The sequence below is a fragment of the Mycobacterium appelbergii genome, from assembly GCF_032883035.1.
Taxonomy (GTDB): Bacteria; Actinomycetota; Actinomycetes; order Mycobacteriales; family Mycobacteriaceae; genus Mycobacterium; species Mycobacterium appelbergii.
The window spans coordinates 369,208-386,305 of the sequence record NZ_JAMQTH010000003.1 but is presented as its reverse complement, the minus strand read 5'-3'; the positions used below and the strand labels follow the sequence as shown (position 1 = coordinate 386,305).

The following is a 17,098-nucleotide window of genomic DNA, read 5'->3' as shown; positions in this document are numbered from 1 at the left end:
CCCGAGGGTGTCGACTCTCAATCCAGGTAGTCGCGCAACACCTGCGAGCGGCTGGGATGGCGCAGCTTCGACATGGTCTTGGACTCGATCTGACGGATCCGCTCGCGGGTGACGCCGTAGACCTGGCCGATCTCGTCAAGGGTGCGGGGCTGACCGTCGGTCAGGCCGAACCGCAGCCGCACCACGCCTGCCTCGCGCTCCGACAGCGTCTCCAGCACCGATTGCAGCTGATCCTGCAGCAGGGTGAACGACACCGCGTCCACGGCCACGACGGCCTCGCTGTCCTCGATGAAGTCACCGAGCTGTGAGTCACCCTCGTCACCGATGGTCTGGTCGAGCGAGATCGGCTCACGCGCGTACTGCTGGATCTCCAGCACCTTCTCGGGCGTGATGTCCATTTCCTTGGCCAGCTCTTCTGGCGTGGGCTCGCGGCCCAGGTCCTGGAGCAGCTCACGCTGGATGCGGCCGAGCTTGTTGATGACCTCGACCATGTGCACCGGGATGCGGATGGTGCGGGCCTGGTCGGCCATGGCGCGGGTGATGGCCTGGCGGATCCACCAGGTGGCGTACGTGGAGAACTTGTAGCCCTTGGTGTAGTCGAACTTCTCGACCGCGCGGATCAGACCGAGGTTGCCCTCCTGGATGAGGTCCAGGAACGCCATGCCGCGGCCGGTGTAGCGCTTGGCCAGTGACACCACCAGGCGCAGGTTGGCCTCCAACAGGTGGTTCTTGGCGCGGTCGCCATCGCGGCAGATCCACTGATAATCGCGGCGCTGCGCCGTCGTGAGCTTCTCGCCCTTCGCGGCGAATTCGGACATCAGCTGGGTGCAGTACAGGCCTGCCTCGATGCGCTTGGCGAGCTCAACCTCTTCTTCGGCGTTGAGCAGCGCCACCTTGCCGATCTGCTTGAGATAGGCGCGAACCGAGTCGGCGGAGGCCGTGAGCTCGGCGTCCTTGCGCGCCTGGCGCAGCGCCTCGGACTCCTCCTCGTCCCAGACGAAGTCGCCGGACGCCTTGTCCTTCTCGGACGGTTCGGCGATCTCCTCGTCCTCGGCGACCGCACTTGTCGGCTTGACCACGGCAGGCGTGCTCGCCTCGGCGTCGTCGGTGTCGAGCTCTTCGAGCTCGATATCGGTGTCCTCTACTTCAAGATCCTCGCCGGGCTCCGCCTCGACGTCATCGGTCGACTCGAGATCATCGGAAGCGTCCTCAGGCTTGGTCGCGGTGCCCTTGGCGGCCCGCTTGGCCGGAGCCTTCTTGGCCGCTGGGCCTCGGGTCTTGGTCGCGGTGCTGCCCTCGGCCTTCGCCGCGGGAGCTTTGGCGGCCCGCTTCGCGGGGGCCTTCTTCGCGGGGGTCTTGGTAGCGGTGTGCTTCACCGGCTCATCGGTTGCCGGGCTTGCTTTTGTCGCTGCCACGTACACCCTTTCGGTCTTGCGTAATCCGGTGGGCATGGGCATGCTCCACCGAAAGCGTCGGCTGTGTCGAATATTGGCGTTTGTTATCGGCTGGGATACTCGCCGCTATCCGGTAGGCGGCCGCCGTAGACCATTGTAACGACAGTGTGTGCTAACACCGTGCCGAGCGGCAAATCTCGATGCCACACCGCGTGGTGCCGGCGTTGGTTACTGCGGAGTAACTGTGACGTCGACCGCTGCGGCCATCGCGGCCCCGACGATCCCGGCGGTGTTCTGCAGGGCCGCCGCGACCACCGGGGTGCGGTTTTCCAGCATCGGTATCCACTTGTCGGCCTTGCGGCTGATGCCGCCGCCCGCGATGAACAAATCGGGCCAGATCGCGTTCTCGATGGTCACCAGAACCTTGGTGACTTCCTCGGTCCAGCGGGCGTAGCTCCAGTCCTTGCGCTCCTTCACCGATGAGGCGGCGCGGTGCTCGGCCTCCTTACCGCCCACCTCGAGATGGCCAAATTCCGTGTTGGGCAACAGCACACCGTTGTGGATCACCGCGGAGCCGATTCCGGTGCCGAACGTCAGCAACACGATGAGGCCGGTGTTGTCGGCCCCGGCGCCGAACCGTTCCTCGGCCAGGCCGGCCGCGTCGGCGTCGTTGAGCACTGTCACGTGCTGCCCGCCGAGTTCGGCGCTGATGACTTCGGCCGCGTTCACCCCGATCCAGCCCTCATCGACGTTGGCCGCGGTGCGGACGATGCCGTTGGTCACCACGCCCGGGTAGGTGACGCCCACCTTGTCGGTCCACGCGAACTCCCGCACCACCGCGGCCACCGTGGTGGCGACCGCCTCCGGTGTCGCAGGCTGCGGTGTGTCGATCTTGAATCGTTCCCCGATCAACGCTCCCGTGTCGAGGTCGACGATGCCGCCTTTGACGCCACTGCCACCCACGTCGACACCGAATCCTCGGCGGGGGGAGGCGCCTGCGGCTGCCGGGTCGGTGGTGGTCGAATCGGTTGCGGTCATTGAGCGCTCCTCGCAGGACAGGGGGATGGCGACGCGCCCTCACCCTAGTAGTTCAAGAACGCCGACGCGGGCGGTCCTGCATCCCGGTGCGCGGCTTTTCGGGAGACGTGCTGCGATGGACAGGTGATGGAAAACAGCACAGACCCGGCCGTCCTGCGTGCTCTCGCCGAGCAGTTGGCGACCGAAGCCGCAGAGTTCGTCCTCCGCCGTCGCAACGAGGTGTTCGGCACCGGGGCGGGCCCATCCGCCCCGACCGGCGGCGACGCCCGCACGGTGCGGGCGAAGAGCAGCCCCACCGATCCGGTCACGATCGTCGACACCGAGACGGAGCGTTGGCTGCGTGAGCGCCTGGCAGAGCTGCGGCCAGGCGAGCACGTGCTGGGCGAGGAGGAGGGCGGCCAATTCGATGGCCGTGCGGGCCTGAGTTGGGTGATCGACCCGATCGACGGCACCGTCAACTTCGTCTACGGGATCCCGGCCTACGCGGTGTCGGTGGCCGTTCAGCGCGACGGCCGATCAGTGGCAGGCGCGGTGGCCAACGTGGCCGCGGGCACGGTGTACTCCGCTGCACTCGGGCAAGGCGCCCAGGTGCGCCACGGGGACGTTACGACGCCACTGCGCTGCAGCGCAGCCGACGATCTCGGCATGGCGCTGCTGGGGACCGGCTTCTCCTACGATCCGGCACAGCGGCGCCAGCAGGCCGAGTTGCTGACGCACCTGCTGCCTGCTGTGCGCGATGTCCGCCGGATCGGCTCGTGCGCGCTGGATCTGTGCATGGTCGCCGCCGGGCAGCTGGACGCGTACTACGAGGACAACGTCCAGGTCTGGGACTGGGCGGCCGCAGCGCTGATCGCCGCGGAGGCCGGTGCGACCGTGTGGCTTCCGGCGCCGAGCGGCGTGGCGGTGCTGGCGGCGGCAGCCCCCGGCGTCGCCGACGCGCTGCACGACGCGCTAGCAGGCGCCGGTGTGGATCTTTGACAGCAGCGCGGAATCGGCGGGCGCCGTGGCGTCGGGGCGCAGGCTGGCCAGCACCGCATTGATGTCGTCGCTGCTGGCCAATTCGCTGAACTCGGTACCGAGCGCCAGATCAACTGTGGCGTCCGGCCTTTCGTCCTGGAACAGTTCGGTGCACGGTGCCACCAGCCAGACCGCCGCGGCCGCCGTTCGACCGGTCGGACCGAATCGGATCTGCCCCTGGCACTCCAGTCGGACGCTGGAGTAGATCGGGTCGTTGCTGGCCTCCGGCTGCGCGAAACCGAGATCGCGTAATGCGCTGGCCACTTCGCCGGCCTGTCCGCCCTGCCCGCTGGCGTTGAGTACACGAATCCTGGCCTCGGCCAGTGGAGCCGGGGCGACGTCGGTCATCGCAGAGCGGGCCACCTGCTCGCCGAGCACAGGCGTGGCGGGATCGGCGGGTGCGGGCGGCGCATTGCACACCGTTGCCTCGTGGACATCGGTCTGTCGGTTCAGTGCGACGACCCAGACTGTGAGCGACACCACGGCCAGCACGGCGAAGAGCACAATGCCGGGGACGAAGTGACGCCGACGGAACGGGCGACCATGCCGATCGAACGCTGTGCCTTCGGTGATTTGCGCGACCACCCCTGCACTCTAAAGCCAAGGTCGCTGAGTGCCGCGATGGAGCTCAGGCCATAGTGTGACATAAATCACACTGAAACGTGTGGCAATACGGGCACGAATCATTTGGGGAATGCGTTCGACGCTGGTACAAAGCTCAGCTGCAAGGTTACGGAGGGGATGGGAACGATGGCTACCGACTACGACGCACCGCGGCGCACCGAGACAGACGAGGTTTCTGAGGATTCGCTCGAGGAGTTGAAGGCTCGGCGCAATGAGGCTCAGTCCGCCGTTGTCGACGTCGATGAAACCGAGACCGCTGAATCTTTCGAGCTACCCGGCGCCGATCTTTCCGGCGAGGAGCTGTCGGTTCGGGTGGTGCCGAAGCAGGCCGACGAGTTCACGTGTTCGAGCTGCTTCCTGGTGCACCACCGCAGCCGACTCGCCAGCGAGAAGAACGGTCTGATGATCTGCACCGACTGCGCCGCCTGACGCAGTCCGACTCACTCGTTCAACGCGGCGAGGAGACGGTCCGGATGGCGCGTGCTGATCAGCCAGTAGGGGGTGGGATCGTCCGGATCGTCGAGCACCACAAGGATCATGGGGCCGATCCACGCCCGGTGCACCACGTACGCCGCCGGATCCAGCTGGCGTCCGAGCGCGGCGGACTTGGCCGACCGTGGCACCTCCGCAGTGCGGGCGATCACGCTGGTCGGCAGGTGTGCGCCGCCGACCCACACCTCGGTGTCGCCGCCGGGCCGGCCGAGCACCCGCAGTTCGGTCTTGCTGAACCACATCAGGACCGCGGCAGCCACCGGCAGCAGCACCGCGAACGGCACCCATTCCGGGATGCCTGAGATGCCCATCCCGACCTCGAAGGCGATCAGCCCGGCCAGCCCGGCCGCGGGCAATATCCACCACCAGGGAACCCACAACCGCTCCCGGTACCGCAGGGTTTGGGTGGTTGCGCGCGTGTCCGACACGCGGCTCAGAGTAATCTGTGGCGTCGTGTCCAACTCTTTGGCGGTCGTCCGATTGGACCGCGAACTGCCGATGCCCACCCGGGCCCATGATGGCGACGCGGGCGTCGACCTTTACAGCGCCCACGATGTCGAACTGGCCCCTGGACAGCGGGCGCTGGTGCCGACCGGGATTGCCGTCGCAATCCCGCACGGCATGGTCGGCCTGGTGCACCCCCGTTCGGGTCTGGCTGCACGAGTGGGTCTTTCGATCGTCAACAGCCCGGGCACGGTCGATGCCGGTTATCGCGGCGAAATCAAGGTTTCGCTCATCAATCTCGATCCGCAGACACCGATCGTGGTGAACCGCGGTGACCGGATTGCCCAGCTGCTGGTGCAGCGGGTAGAACTTCCCGAGTTGGTAGAGGTGACCTCGTTCGACGAGGCCGGCCTGGCCGACACCACCCGTGGCGATGGCGGCTACGGTTCCTCCGGCGGACATGCGAGTTTGTGATGGCATTCGGAAAGCGCAGTAAAAACGACACGAGCGACGCCACGGCCGATGACACGGTCGCTGACGAGCCGGTGGTGGCGGCAGAAGATGACGACGAGCTCGAGGGCCCGTTCGACATCGAGGACTTCGACGATGCGGACGTGGCGGTCCAGGGCAGGCTCGATCTGGGCTCGGTGCTGATCCCGATGCCGGACGGCGGCCAGGTCCAGGTCGAGCTCAATGAAGCGGGTGCGCCCAGCGCCGTCTGGGTGGTGACGCCCAACGGCCGCTTCACCATTGCCGCTTACGCCGCGCCCAAGACGCCCGGGCTGTGGCGTGAGGTGGCCACTGAGCTGGCCGACTCACTGCGCAAGGACGCCACCTCCGTCACCATCCAGGACGGGCCGTGGGGCCGCGAGGTGATCGGCGAGGGTAACGGCGGCATGGTGCGGTTCATCGGCGTCGACGGCTCCCGGTGGATGGTGCGTTGTGTGGTCAATGGCACGCCGGACACCATCGACAGACTCACCGAGGAAGCTCGGACATCTCTGGCCGACACGGTGATTCGTCGCGGCGACACGCCGATGCCGGTGCGCACACCGCTGCAGGTGGAGCTACCGGAACCGATGGCGGCCCAGCTGCGTGCCGCTGCCGAGGCCGCCGGAGGGCCTCAAGCCCAGGAACAGCCGCCGCAGGAACAGGCGCCCGAGCCGGTGGCCCGCCGTAGCGCCCAGGGCTCGGCGATGCAGCAGCTCCGCACCATCACAGGTGGGTAGTCCTGCAATACACGCCCAGATCAACGTAATGGTCGCTGTCCCTCGCGGACAGCGACCATTACGTTGATCTGGGCGTGTGTCTAGGCGTCCTGAAGTGCCGCCACGCAGGCCGCGCCCAGCGCCCCGGTATCGAGGCCCAGCTGTTCGAGGGTGACGGTGCGCAGGGCCGCTCGGGGGGCCGCGGCGACCCATTCGAAGCCGACCTCCGCGGGGTGCACCGGATCGTCGGTGGCTACGGCGACGCCCATGGGCACGGCGAGCGTCTCCAGTTGGGCGCAGCTGGGCGCGGGACAGCAGGCTGCTTCGTCCATCGCATCGGAAAGGGTGGGCCACTGACCCAGCCAGGACCGGGTCAGTTCGTCGGCCAGCCACGGCGGGCTGGAGGCGCGCATCTGCGAAACCGTCGCCGACAGCCCGTCGCGGCGCAGCAGGTGCGCGGACTGACGTGCCAGCAATGCGGCCGGGGCATTCTGTGGGGAACCTGTCCATGGCGGCAGTGCGGCGAGCACCGCGACGGCCAGGTGGGGGTGCGCCAACGCCCATGTGGCGGCCGCCACGGCGCCGATGGAGACGCCGCCGACCGCGATGGGGCCGGAGCGCGCAGCGGCGTCCAGCGCCTCGCGGTAACCGTCGAGGAGTCGGTCCGGGCGGGGCGACGGTGTCACCACCACGGCGTTGACCTCGTGTAATGCGTCGGAAAATGCGCGGTAGACGTAATCGTCGTCAGAGCCGGTGCCGGGCAGGAGAACCGTTGTGACACCGCGCAAAATGACGTCCATCACATGATCGTGCCTGGCTCGTCAAATTCGTTGTGCGCCCGGGCGTGCCCCACGTGGCATTCGTGCTACAAGAGGTCTACGGTGGCGTTGGTTGGGCGGATCCACAGTGGATTCGCAGAAGGTCAGGAGAGACCATGGCTACGGCCGAAGGGTATCTGCGTCGGCTCACTCGACGCCTGACGGAAGACCCCGAACAACTCGACGTCGAAGAGCTCAGCGATGAAGCCGCCAACACCGGCGCTCAGCGGGCGATCGACTGTCAACGCGGTCAGGAAGTCACGATGGTGGGCACGCTGCGCAGCGTCGAGTGCAACGGCAAGGGCTGTTCCGGCGGTGTCAAGGCCGAACTGTTCGACGGCACCGACACGGTGATGCTGGTGTGGCTCGGTCAACGCCGCATCCCTGGCATCGAATCGGGTCGCACCTTGCGGGTGCACGGCCGGATCGGCAAGCTGGAGAACGGCAGCAAGGCGATCTACAACCCGCACTATGAAATTCAGAAGTGAGTCAGGCCGACAAGAACACAGGCGACGCATCTCAACCCCCTCCGAGTGAGCCGGGGTTGGCCCCTGCCCGCGGGGCTGCCGTGCTGGAACAGATGGGCGGCGTCAGCGGTCTGATCTACTCGTCACTGCCGGTCGTCGTTTTCGTCCCGGTGTCTTCGGCGTTCGGCCTCATGCCGGCGATCGGCGCGGCCCTGGGCGTGGCGACCCTGATCTTGATCTGGCGGCTGATTCGGCGCGATTCCGTGCAGCCCGCGATCTCCGGCTTCTTCGCAGTAGGCGTCAGCGCGTTGATCGCGTACGCGGTGGGGGAGTCCAAAGGTTATTTCCTGCTTGGTATCTGGACATCACTGCTGTGGGCGGTGGTGTTCGGCATCTCGGTGCTGGTCCGCAGGCCCCTCGTCGGTTATGTGTGGGGCTGGGTCAACTCCCACGACCGGGCCTGGCGCGAGGTGCGCAAGGCCGTGCTGGCTTTCGATGTAGCCACGATCACCTGGGTGTTGGTGTTCGCATCCAGGTTCGTCGTCCAGGAGTACCTGTACGACGCCGACGAGACCGGCTGGCTGGGCTTCGCCCGCATCGCGATGGGCTGGCCCTTGACCGCCATCGCGGCACTGGTCACCTACCTGGCCATCCGCACCGCCCAGCGGGCCCTGCATTCCCAGCAGGCCGCTGAACTCGCCGACTGAGAGTTCAGCGTGCCGCGGGGTGCAGCACCAGTTCGCGCAATTCATCCTCGGAGTCGGTGACGGCCACGAACAGCAATTCGTCGCCACCTTCGAGGGGTTCATCGGATTCGGGCACGATCACCCTGGACCCCCGCAGGATCGTCACCAGGGTCACGTCGCGGGGCAGTTCGAGCCGCTTGACCGGCTTACCGCCCCAGGGCGTGTCGTCCGGCAGGGTGATCTCGACCAGGTTCGCCTGTCCCTTACGGAACTCCATGAGCCGTACCAGGTCACCGACCGCGACAGCCTCCTCGACCAGCGAGGCCAGCATCCGCGGTGTGGACACCGCGACGTCGACGCCCCAGCTCTCGTCGAACAACCACTCGTTGCGGGGATCGTTGACCCTGGCGACCACGCGGGGCACCGCGAACTCGCTCTTGGCCAGCAGGCTCACCACCACATTGACCTTGTCGTCACCCGTCGCTGCGATCACCACGTCGAATTCCTGCAGGTGCACCGACTCCAGCATGGTGAGTTCGCAGGCATCGCCGAGGTGCCACTGCGCAGCCGGAATGGCGTCCTCGTCGATGTGATCGGGGTTGCGTTCGAGCAGCGTCACGTCATGGTTGCTTTCGAGCAGTTCCCGCGCGATGGAGCGGCCCACGGCGCCTGCACCCGCGATGGCGACTTTCATCGGCGCCACTCCTCACAATCGTCGTCGGCGCGTTTCATTCGGACTCCAGGTCCGCGCTGGGCGGCAGTGCCGCGATGGCGAGGGCTTCGGCAATGTGACCGGCCACCGCCGCGATGTACACCTGATCGCCGGCTTGGATGACGGTTTTCGGGTCAGGCAGCAGCCCGCCGCCGAAGCGGATGATGAAGGCCACCCGCCCGCTGGTCTCGCTCTCCAGGTCGGTGACGCGGTGCCCGGCCCAATCCTCGTGCAGCGGTAGCTCGGCGACACCCACGTTGCCCGACGGATCACGCCATTTCGTGGTCTCGGTTTCCTTGGTGAGCACATTGAGCAGGCGGTCGGTGGTCCACGGCACGGTGGCCACGGTGGGGATTCCCAGCCGTTCGTACACGGCGGCACGCTTCGCGTCGTAGATACGGGCCACCACCCGTTCGACGCCGAACGTCTCCCTGGCCACGCGTGCCGAGATGATGTTGGAGTTGTCGCCCGAGGACACCGCCGCGAAGGCGCCCGCATGCTCGATGCCTGCCCGCAGCAGCACATCGCGGTCGAACCCCATGCCCAGCACACGTTCGCCGGTGAACTCAGGGGACAGGCGATGGAATGCGGTGCTGTCCCGGTCGATGACCGCGACGTCGTGGCCGATCCGGGTCAGGCTGTCTGCAAGGGACGCGCCTACCCGGCCGCACCCCATAACGACTACACGCACCCTTCGGTCCTTTCCGATGGCGAAAAAGAAGCTCTGGTTCAACCTGTGCACTCGGAACGCTACAGCTTTCCGGCGGGCATTTGCCTTCGGGCTTACTCTTGGCTCTCGTGTCCAAGCTTTCGACCGCAGCGCGCCGGTTGGTACTAGGGCGGCCGTTCCGCAGCGACAAGCTCTCTCACACGCTGTTGCCCAAACGGATCGCACTGCCCGTCTTCGCCTCCGATGCGTTGTCCTCGGTGGCCTACGCCCCGGAGGAAATCTTCCTGGTCCTCTCGGTGGCCGGGCTCAGCGCCTACTCGATGACGCCGTGGATCGGCCTCGCGGTGGCCGGGGTCATGCTCATCGTGATCGCCAGCTACCGGCAGAACGTGCATGCCTACCCGTCGGGTGGTGGTGACTACGAGGTGGTCACCACAAACCTCGGGCCCACCGCGGGACTGACGGTGGCCAGCGCGCTCATGGTGGACTACGTGCTGACCGTCGCTGTGTCGATGTCGTCGGCGATGTCGAACATCGGTTCAGCGGTGCCATTCGTCGCCCAGCACAAGGTGCTGTTCGCGGTGATCGCGATCCTGCTGTTGGCCTCGATCAACCTGCGCGGTATCAGGGAATCGGGCACGGCGTTCGCCATCCCGACCTACGCGTTCATGATCGGCATCTTCATCATGCTCGGCTGGGGTCTGTTCCAGATCTATGTGCTGGGGCATCCGCTGCGCGCGGAGTCGGCCGGGTTCGAGATGCATTCCGAACACGGCGAGGTGCTGGGCTTCGCGCTGGTGTTCCTGGTGGCGCGGGCGTTTTCGTCCGGGTCGGCGGCCCTGACCGGTGTGGAGGCGATCAGTAACGGCGTCCCCGCGTTCCGGAAACCCAAGTCGCGCAACGCAGCCACCACGCTGCTGCTGCTCGGCGTGATCTCGGTGACGCTGTTCATGGGGATCATCATGCTGGCCAAGGCCACCGGCGTGCAGATGGCAGAACGGCCGCACGAGCAGTTGATCGGCGCCCCGGCCGACTATCACCAGAAGACGCTCATCGCCCAGCTCGCCGACGCGGTGTTCCACGATTTCCCCATCGGCCTCTACGCGATCGCCGGGGTGACCGCACTGATATTGATGCTCGCGGCGAACACCGCGTTCAACGGCTTCCCGGTGCTGGGTTCCATTCTGGCCCAGGACCGTTTCCTGCCGCGTCAGCTGCACACCCGCGGTGACCGGCTGGCGTTCTCCAACGGCATCCTGTTCCTGGCCTTCGCGGCGGTGGCGTTCGTGCTGGCGTTCCGCGCCGAGGTGACCGCGCTGATCCAGCTCTACATCGTCGGGGTGTTCGTATCGTTCACCCTCAGCCAGATCGGCATGGTGCGGCACTGGACCCGACTGCTGCGCACCGAGACCGATCCCGCCGTACGTGGCAAGATGCAACGTTCGCGGGTGATCAACACGATCGGTCTGTCCGCGACGGGAACGGTGCTCGTGGTGGTGGTGGTGACGAAGTTCGTCGCCGGGGCCTGGATCGCGATTCTGGCGATGACCGGTTTGTTCGTCATCATGAGACTCATCCACAAGCATTACGAAACGGTCGCGCGCGAACTCGACGAGCAGGATGACGGCGAGGATGGCGACATCGTGCTGCCGAGCCGCAATCACGCCGTGGTGCTGGTGTCCAAACTGCACATGCCGACCAAACGGGCGCTGGCCTATGCCCGGGCCACTCGGCCCGATGTGCTGGAGGCGATCACGGTCAGTGTCGACGACGCTGAAACGCGGGCCCTGGTGCATCAGTGGGAGGACAGCGATATCAGCGTGCCGCTCAAGGTGATCGCGTCCCCGTACCGGGAGATCACCCGCCCGGTACTCGATTATGTCAAGCGGGTCACCAAGGAATCGCCGCGTACGGTGGTCACGGTGTTCATTCCCGAGTACGTGGTCGGCCACTGGTGGGAGCAGGTGCTGCACAACCAGAGTGCGCTACGGCTCAAGGGCCGTCTGCTGTTCATGCCGAATGTGATGGTGACATCGGTTCCGTGGCAACTCAGTTCGTCGGAGCGCCTGAAGGCGCTGCAGCCTCGGGCGACCCCGGGCGATGCACGTAGAGGATTCCTGGAATGACGGAGCTGGAGCTGACCCTGACCACCGGTGCGGCGGCCAACGGTGGCAGCTGTGTGGCACGGCACGACGGCCGGGTGGTATTCGTCCGCTATGCCCTGCCCGGGGAGAAGGTACGGGTCCGCGTGCGTGATGAGCGCGGATCTTATTGGCACGCAGACGTTGTCGAGGTTGTCGACCCATCGCCCGATCGCGTCGAATCGCTGTGCGCGATCGCCGGGGTGCACGGCGCCGGCTGCTGCGACCTGGCGTTCGTGGAGCCTGCCGCGGCGCGCAGGCTCAAGGGCGCCGTGGTGGCCAACCAGTTGGCGCGCCTCGGGGGATTCCAGTGGCATGACGAGGAAACCGCCACCGCCGAGGCCGTTGGCGCCACGGGTGCCACGGGGTGGCGCACCAGGGTGCGCCTTGACACCACGGCCGAGGGGAAGGCCGGCTTTCACCGGTACCACAGCGATGAGTTGGTCACCGATCTGAACTGTGCGCAGTTGGCGGACGGGCTTGTCGACGGGCTGTCCGCCCTGCACTGGCAGCCCGGGGCGCAGTTGCACGTGGCACTCGACGCCGAGGGCCGGCGTCATGTCGTGCAGTCCGGGCCCAAGGGCGCCCGCAAGGCCACGACCCGGGTCGTCGAAGGCGACTACGAGGCCGTGCAGCAGATCGGCGGGCGCCGGTGGCGGGTGCCGGTGACGGCATTCTGGCAGGCACACCGCGATGCCGCTGCGCTCTACAGCGAGCTGGTGGCAGCCTGGGCGCAGTTGCGGCCGGGCCTGACCGCGTGGGACCTGTACGGCGGTGCAGGGGTTTTCGCCGCAGCCCTGGCAGAGGGGGTGGGGGAGAGCGGGCGTGTCGTCACCGTGGACACCTCACGTGGCGCGTCCCGTTCGGCCCGCGAAGCGCTGTCGGACCTGCCCTGGGTGTCGGTGGTCACCGACTCGGTGCGGCGTGCGCTGGCCGCTCAGACCGGACGCGCAGATGTCGCGGTGCTCGATCCGCCGCGCACCGGGGCCGGCCGCGAGGTCGTCGACGCCCTGGCCGCCGCGGATGTGCCCCGGATCATCCATATCGGGTGTGAGGCAGCGTCATTCGCGCGTGATGTCGGCCTGTATCTGCGGCACGGATACGCGGTGGAGGAGCTTCGCGTGTTCGACTCGTTCCCGCTCACCCACCATGTGGAGTGCGTTGCCGTACTGACGAGGTGACCCCGACCGCTGGTGCCTGCGCCTGAGCACCGGGTTGTAGGGCGTCGGATCGATGTCTGGTTGTTGCCCGTCCATCAGGTCGGCGAGCATCCTGGCCGAGCCGCACGCCATGGTCCAACCGACGTTCCCGTGACCCGTGTTGTAGTACAGGTTGTCGTGGCGTCCCAGCCCGATCAGCGGTGGCCCGTCCGGCGTTACGGGGCGCAGCCCGGTTCGGTAGTGCGCGCCTGCCCAGTCGATGGCCCCGGGGAACAAGCGGTCACCGGCGGCGAGGATACCGGCGTAGTCGGCCGGGGCCGCACTGCGGTCATAGCCGACGAATTCCGCGGTGGCCGACATCCGCAGTTCGGAGCCGAACCGGGACCACGCCACCATGAACCGTTCGTCGATGCCGCCCAGTAACGGGGCACGGTCGGGGTCCTTGATCGTCGCGGTCACGCTGTAGCCCTTCGCCGGATACACCGGGAGGTACACACCGATGTCCCGGGCGAGCAACGGGCTGGCCGATCCGGCGGCGAGTACGAAGGCATCCGAACGGATCTCACCGTCAGCGGTGCGCAGGCCGGTGATGCTTGCCCCGTCGGTGCTCAGGCCGAGGATCGGGGTGGACAGGTGGAATTCGACGCCGAGGCGGCCGGAGGCCTCCGCGAGCGCACGGGCGAACCGTTGCGGGTCGCCGGTGGCGTCGGAGGTGTCGTGGATCGCACCGGCGAACTCCGACACGACGTGGCGCAGTGCCGGCTCTACCGCTGCGATCTGCACGGCGTCGAGGGCAGCCTGTTGACGTCCGTGGTCGCGCAACAGTGCTGATCTTGTTACGGCGTCAGCGAATTCCGTCTCGCTACGGTAGAGGTACAGCACGCCCTTGTCGGTGTGGCAGAACTCCAGCCCTTCGCGGAGCGCGAGTTCGTCCATCAATTGTTGGCTGTAGCGGGCGATTTCGAGCTTGGCCAGCGTGTTGGCCCGTGACCGCGACGGTGTGCACTCCCGCAGAAACCGCAGCCCCCATTGCATCAGGGCGGCGTCGGCGCGCGGCTTGACCCTGATCGAGGCTTCTCCGCCGAGCAGCGAGCGCAGCAGCATCGTCGGCGCGCTCGGTGATGCCCAGGTGTAAGAATGTCCCGGCGCGATCAGCCCTCCGGTGCTTGCCGAGGTGTCAGTGGCGACGGCGGCCCGGCGATCGTAGACATGGACTTCGTGCCCACGCTCGGCCAAGGTGTGCGCGGCGGCGACACCGACGACTCCGGCGCCGATCACAGCAATTTTCATTCCGAGTCTCCTCCATTGTCGCGCAGCACCTGCTGCACGTAGAAGCGCCAGCCGAGGAATCCGACCCACAGTGTCACCGCGATGACCAGGACGGGTACGCCGTAGTAGAGCAGGTTGAGGATCATGCGGATTCTCCTTGTGCGGCGAGTATGGGTTGGCGCCGGCGTGGGTAGCGGTTGGCAGTGGCTGCCGCGACGACGGTGTAGACCACGAGATTGGCGAGCACGCCGGGGATGAGTCCGTCATCGAGCCCGAACGGAGCGTCCAGGCCCCACTGCCACACCCCGGTCACCAGTGCGCCCGCGGCGATCGCGGACAGTGCGGCGGGTGCAGACCTGATCCCGAAGAGCACTGCGCCGAACAGGGGAACGATGATCGTAGGTGCCCAGAGTGCGTAGCTGTAGAGCAGCGCATCGACGATCGACGGCACGCTGAGCGCGAATATCGTTGCGGCTGCGCCGACTACCACGCTGGCGGTGCGTTCGATCGCGAGCCGACGTTTCGGTGGTATCGGTGCACTCTGCGTCGGCTGATAGATATCTTTGGTCAGCACCACGGCCGTCGAATTGAGATATGAACTGGCGGTGGACATCACCACCGCCAGCAGGGCGGCGATGACCAGGCCGAGAATGCCGACCGGCATGAGTCGCATCACGACGGTCGGGAGTGCCTCGTCGGTCTTGATATCGGGGTAGAGCACCAGGGCGATCAGGCCGATCGATGCGGAGACGAAGTAGAAGAAGAACGAGAAGAACCCCGCCATGGTGTAGCCGATCTTGGCGTGCCGCGAATCGGGGGTCGAGAAGGTGCGTTGGGCATATGGCGGTACCAGCGTCTCGCCGAGCAGCAGGGCCACGAACAGGGTGAGGAACTTCAACGGGGTGTAATCGCCGAGCAACGTGAGGTGGTTCACCGGAACCTGATCGAACAGTGCGACCGGTCCGCCGACGGCATGCAGTCCGATCAGCAGTGCGACCGGCAGGAAGACACCGAGGAAGACGAACTGCAGCATGTCGGTCTGGATCACCGCCCACGCGCCGCCGAACGAGGAGTACAGCACCACGATCCCCATGCCGATGATCACCGCGGGTCCGGTGGGTACATCCAGGGTGGCGTTGACCACGGTGCCGATCGCCAGGGCCTGAGCGCCGAGGATTCCCGAGCACAACGCGAGCGAGAGAACACCGGTGACGATTCGGGCCGGCTTGCCGTAGTGCTCATCCATGACGTCGCCAAGGGTGTGTGCACCGCGGTAGTTCTTCAGCCTGGGGGCGATGAACAGTCCGACGAGCACCGTCTGGATGCCGAACGCGCAGAAGGCGAACATGTACACGTAGCCGTCACGCATGGTGGCACCGGCGATGCCGATCGACGCACCCCCGCCGAGAAACGCCGCAGCGAGACTTCCGAAGAAGACCGGCCAGACGATTCTGTTTCCGGCGACGGCGAAGTCGTCGGGGTTCTTGATCCGCTTCATCGTCTGAATGCCGATGACGACGAGCAGGGCGAAATAGCCTGTTAACAAAGCCCAGTCGATAGGCGCCATGCGAACTCCTTGTCGTATTCGCATCATCGTATGGAGAGATGGTGACCGACGTCACTGGTCGAAGTGGCTAAACTACCGAGGTATACCGTGCAAATTTTAGGCAAATTGCCTAAATCGCTGGTGGGAGGTGGTGATGCTCGGACGAGCTCTCGCCCAGCAGATCGCCAACGAGATCACCGACGTGATCGGCTACAACGTGATGATCTCCGACGAGTCGGGGATCGTGGTCGGCAGCGGCGACGAATCGCGAATCGGCCAGTTCCACGAAGCCTCCGTCGAGGTGATCCGCAGCAGGCGGACCATGTCGCATTCCAGCGAGGACGTCCATGACCTGGTCGGCACGCTGCCCGGGGTGACCACGCCGCTGGTCATCGACGATGTCGTGGTCGGGACCGTCGGGCTGTCCGGTCCTCCGGAAGAGGTCGAGCAGTTCGGCCTGGTGGTCAAACGGCAAACCGAGATCCTGATGCAGGAGGCCGCCCGGATCGGCTCACGGATGACTCGTGAACGCGCCACCACCGAGCTGCTGGCGGAAATCTGCGAATGGCATCGGTCTCGGATGCCGCAGGCGCAGCTGGCGCGACGCGGCCGCACTCTCGGGTACGACCTGACGGTGCCGCGGCGCATCGTGCTGGTCCACTGGGACGATCTCGACCGTTCCCAGCTCGAGATCGAGTCGGAGCAGATCCCTCGCCTCGTCGAGGCGACGTTTCATCTCGGCGAGGACCTCATCGCGTCGCTGTCCCGGACGGTGGTTGCGGTCGCGACACCCGAGGAGCCGGCCGGTGAATCGTCCATCGCGCAACGCTGTGACGACCTTGTGGCGGCCGCTGCCGATCGCGGACTGCTGGTCCGGGTGGCTATCGGGTCGGCCGGTTCGGGCGTCGCCGCGCTCAACCTCTCCGCGCGCGACGCTTACGATGCGCTCAAGGTGGGGCCGATCGCGCAGCCCGGCGCGAGGATCCACGAGATCGAGCAGGTTCGGTTGCATCAGGCGTTGTCGGTGGTGCCGATCGACTCGCGCGCCCGCCTGGTCGAAGGGCTGCTTGCCCCGCTGCTGGGCGATCGGGACTGGACTTCACTGCGTGAGACGCTGATCGCGTGGGGTGACAGCGCTTTCAACATCACCCGTGCGGCCCACAACCTCCACGTGCACCGCAATACGTTGATCTACCGCCTGGAGAAGATTGCCCGCCTACTGGACCGTTCACTGGACGAACCGGGCCTGGCGGTGGCACTGTACGTCACCTGCGTGATCGATCGGCTCGGCGCATCAGACCGAAATGTGGTGTAACACAACCGATTATCTGAACACTCAGGGTGGTAACGCCGAGTGTGGCTGGCATTCTGAGTGCGGGTCATCTAGGGTCCGGGCTAATGAAGTTAGGTAA

Annotated in this window: 19 protein-coding genes; 9 read left to right on the top strand and 10 right to left on the bottom strand. The window is 66.4% G+C overall.

Annotated features, from left to right (window positions below):
• Positions 1–17: 17 nt before the first annotated feature.
• Both M1247_RS09135 and ppgK read right to left on the bottom strand, forming a co-directional pair.
• Positions 18–1,415: an RNA polymerase sigma factor gene (locus tag M1247_RS09135; protein WP_317156180.1), complete on the bottom strand. Its 1,398-nt coding sequence runs from the start codon at positions 1,413–1,415 to the stop codon at positions 18–20.
• A gap of 207 nt (positions 1,416–1,622) precedes the next feature.
• Positions 1,623–2,432 carry a polyphosphate--glucose phosphotransferase gene (gene ppgK / locus M1247_RS09130; RefSeq protein ID WP_317155958.1) on the bottom strand — a complete coding sequence of 270 codons (810 nt, stop codon included), beginning with the start codon at positions 2,430–2,432 and terminating at the stop codon, positions 1,623–1,625.
• A gap of 126 nt (positions 2,433–2,558) precedes the next feature.
• Between ppgK and M1247_RS09125 the strand changes: the two genes are divergently transcribed.
• Positions 2,559–3,410 carry an inositol monophosphatase family protein gene (locus M1247_RS09125; RefSeq protein ID WP_410506841.1) on the top strand — a complete coding sequence of 284 codons (852 nt, stop codon included), beginning with the start codon at positions 2,559–2,561 and terminating at the stop codon, positions 3,408–3,410.
• Here the strand turns inward: M1247_RS09125 and cei are convergent.
• Positions 3,384–4,034, bottom strand: a complete 651-nt coding sequence (gene cei / locus M1247_RS09120; protein ID WP_317155956.1) for an envelope integrity protein Cei — start codon at positions 4,032–4,034, stop codon at positions 3,384–3,386. The two genes, M1247_RS09125 and cei, sit on opposite strands and share 27 nt — an antisense overlap.
• 165 nt (positions 4,035–4,199) lie before the next feature.
• Here cei and M1247_RS09115 point away from each other — a divergent pair, with 165 nt between their 5' ends.
• Positions 4,200–4,502, top strand: coding sequence for a DUF4193 domain-containing protein (locus M1247_RS09115; RefSeq protein ID WP_317155955.1), 303 nt, complete (start codon positions 4,200–4,202; stop codon positions 4,500–4,502).
• An 11-nt stretch (positions 4,503–4,513) separates the two neighbouring features.
• On the opposite strand, the gene M1247_RS09110 is transcribed toward M1247_RS09115, so the two are convergent.
• The gene (locus M1247_RS09110) at positions 4,514–4,993 is read right to left on the bottom strand and encodes a DUF3093 domain-containing protein (RefSeq protein ID WP_317155954.1); all 480 of its coding nucleotides are present in this window, start codon (positions 4,991–4,993) and stop codon (positions 4,514–4,516) included.
• Positions 4,994–5,018: 25 nt separating this feature from the next.
• Between M1247_RS09110 and dut the strand changes: the two genes are divergently transcribed.
• Both dut and M1247_RS09100 read left to right on the top strand, forming a co-directional pair.
• Positions 5,019–5,483, top strand: a complete 465-nt coding sequence (dut, locus tag M1247_RS09105; RefSeq protein WP_317155953.1) for a dUTP diphosphatase — start codon at positions 5,019–5,021, stop codon at positions 5,481–5,483.
• Complete coding sequence (locus M1247_RS09100) at positions 5,483–6,238, top strand: DUF3710 domain-containing protein (protein ID WP_317155952.1); 756 nt, start codon at positions 5,483–5,485, stop codon at positions 6,236–6,238. The genes dut and M1247_RS09100 overlap by 1 nt, the downstream gene beginning before the upstream one ends.
• 80 nt (positions 6,239–6,318) lie before the next feature.
• Here M1247_RS09100 and M1247_RS09095 read toward each other — a convergent pair whose 3' ends face one another.
• Entirely contained in the window at positions 6,319–7,017 is a 699-nt protein-coding gene (locus tag M1247_RS09095; RefSeq protein WP_317155951.1) for an alpha/beta fold hydrolase, read from the bottom strand.
• 134 nt (positions 7,018–7,151) lie between these two features.
• Here M1247_RS09095 and M1247_RS09090 point away from each other — a divergent pair, with 134 nt between their 5' ends.
• Positions 7,152–7,523, top strand: coding sequence for an OB-fold nucleic acid binding domain-containing protein (locus tag M1247_RS09090; RefSeq protein WP_317155950.1), 372 nt, complete (start codon positions 7,152–7,154; stop codon positions 7,521–7,523).
• The gene (locus tag M1247_RS09085) at positions 7,520–8,209 is read left to right on the top strand and encodes a DUF3159 domain-containing protein (RefSeq protein ID WP_410506840.1); all 690 of its coding nucleotides are present in this window, start codon (positions 7,520–7,522) and stop codon (positions 8,207–8,209) included. Before M1247_RS09090 ends, M1247_RS09085 begins: the two co-directional genes overlap by 4 nt.
• Positions 8,210–8,213: 4 nt before the next feature.
• Here M1247_RS09085 and M1247_RS09080 read toward each other — a convergent pair whose 3' ends face one another.
• Complete coding sequence (locus tag M1247_RS09080; protein WP_317155949.1) at positions 8,214–8,882, bottom strand: potassium channel family protein; 669 nt, start codon at positions 8,880–8,882, stop codon at positions 8,214–8,216.
• Between the two features lie 34 nt (positions 8,883–8,916).
• Positions 8,917–9,591 (bottom strand): potassium channel family protein, encoded by a 675-nt coding sequence (locus M1247_RS09075; RefSeq protein WP_317155948.1) that lies wholly within the window; start codon positions 9,589–9,591, stop codon positions 8,917–8,919.
• A gap of 98 nt (positions 9,592–9,689) precedes the next feature.
• Between M1247_RS09075 and M1247_RS09070 the strand changes: the two genes are divergently transcribed.
• On the top strand, positions 9,690–11,696 hold the full coding sequence (locus tag M1247_RS09070; RefSeq protein ID WP_458695202.1) for an APC family permease: 2,007 nt from the start codon (positions 9,690–9,692) through the stop codon (positions 11,694–11,696).
• Positions 11,693–12,892 (top strand): class I SAM-dependent RNA methyltransferase, encoded by a 1,200-nt coding sequence (locus tag M1247_RS09065; RefSeq protein WP_317155946.1) that lies wholly within the window; start codon positions 11,693–11,695, stop codon positions 12,890–12,892. The genes M1247_RS09070 and M1247_RS09065 overlap by 4 nt, the downstream gene beginning before the upstream one ends.
• Here M1247_RS09065 and M1247_RS09060 read toward each other — a convergent pair.
• The 3 genes from M1247_RS09060 to M1247_RS09050 are packed head-to-tail and all read right to left on the bottom strand — an operon-like array spanning position 12,773 to position 15,707.
• Positions 12,773–14,161, bottom strand: coding sequence for a D-amino acid dehydrogenase (locus tag M1247_RS09060; protein ID WP_317155945.1), 1,389 nt, complete (start codon positions 14,159–14,161; stop codon positions 12,773–12,775). The two genes, M1247_RS09065 and M1247_RS09060, sit on opposite strands and share 120 nt — an antisense overlap.
• A complete protein-coding gene (locus M1247_RS09055) occupies positions 14,158–14,286 on the bottom strand; it encodes a hypothetical protein (RefSeq protein WP_317155944.1) in 129 nt (42 codons plus the stop codon). Before M1247_RS09055 ends, M1247_RS09060 begins: the two co-directional genes overlap by 4 nt.
• Positions 14,283–15,707 carry a sodium:solute symporter family protein gene (locus M1247_RS09050; RefSeq protein WP_317155943.1) on the bottom strand — a complete coding sequence of 475 codons (1,425 nt, stop codon included), beginning with the start codon at positions 15,705–15,707 and terminating at the stop codon, positions 14,283–14,285. The genes M1247_RS09055 and M1247_RS09050 overlap by 4 nt, the downstream gene beginning before the upstream one ends.
• Positions 15,708–15,840: 133 nt before the next feature.
• On the opposite strand from M1247_RS09050, the gene M1247_RS09045 reads away from it, so the two are divergent.
• The gene (locus tag M1247_RS09045) at positions 15,841–17,001 is read left to right on the top strand and encodes a CdaR family transcriptional regulator (RefSeq protein ID WP_317155942.1); all 1,161 of its coding nucleotides are present in this window, start codon (positions 15,841–15,843) and stop codon (positions 16,999–17,001) included.
• Positions 17,002–17,098: the final 97 nt, after the last annotated feature.

Bases quoted from the DNA above. Each gene is read 5' to 3' on its own strand.
- M1247_RS09060 (WP_317155945.1), bottom strand. From the start codon at position 14,161: ATGAAAATTGCTGTGATCGGCGCCGGAGTCGTCGGTGTCGCCGCCGCG.
- M1247_RS09115 (WP_317155955.1), top strand. From the start codon at position 4,200: ATGGCTACCGACTACGACGCACCGCGGCGCACCGAGACAGACGAGGTT.
- M1247_RS09100 (WP_317155952.1), top strand. From the start codon at position 5,483: ATGGCATTCGGAAAGCGCAGTAAAAACGACACGAGCGACGCCACGGCC.
- ppgK (WP_317155958.1), bottom strand. From the start codon at position 2,432: ATGACCGCAACCGATTCGACCACCACCGACCCGGCAGCCGCAGGCGCC.
- M1247_RS09090 (WP_317155950.1), top strand. From the start codon at position 7,152: ATGGCTACGGCCGAAGGGTATCTGCGTCGGCTCACTCGACGCCTGACG.
- M1247_RS09045 (WP_317155942.1), top strand. From the start codon at position 15,841: ATGCTCGGACGAGCTCTCGCCCAGCAGATCGCCAACGAGATCACCGAC.
- M1247_RS09055 (WP_317155944.1), bottom strand. From the start codon at position 14,286: ATGATCCTCAACCTGCTCTACTACGGCGTACCCGTCCTGGTCATCGCG.
- M1247_RS09125 (WP_410506841.1), top strand. From the start codon at position 2,559: ATGGAAAACAGCACAGACCCGGCCGTCCTGCGTGCTCTCGCCGAGCAG.
- M1247_RS09080 (WP_317155949.1), bottom strand. From the start codon at position 8,882: ATGAAAGTCGCCATCGCGGGTGCAGGCGCCGTGGGCCGCTCCATCGCG.
- M1247_RS09050 (WP_317155943.1), bottom strand. From the start codon at position 15,707: ATGGCGCCTATCGACTGGGCTTTGTTAACAGGCTATTTCGCCCTGCTC.
- M1247_RS09065 (WP_317155946.1), top strand. From the start codon at position 11,693: ATGACGGAGCTGGAGCTGACCCTGACCACCGGTGCGGCGGCCAACGGT.
- M1247_RS09095 (WP_317155951.1), bottom strand. From the start codon at position 7,017: ATGGACGTCATTTTGCGCGGTGTCACAACGGTTCTCCTGCCCGGCACC.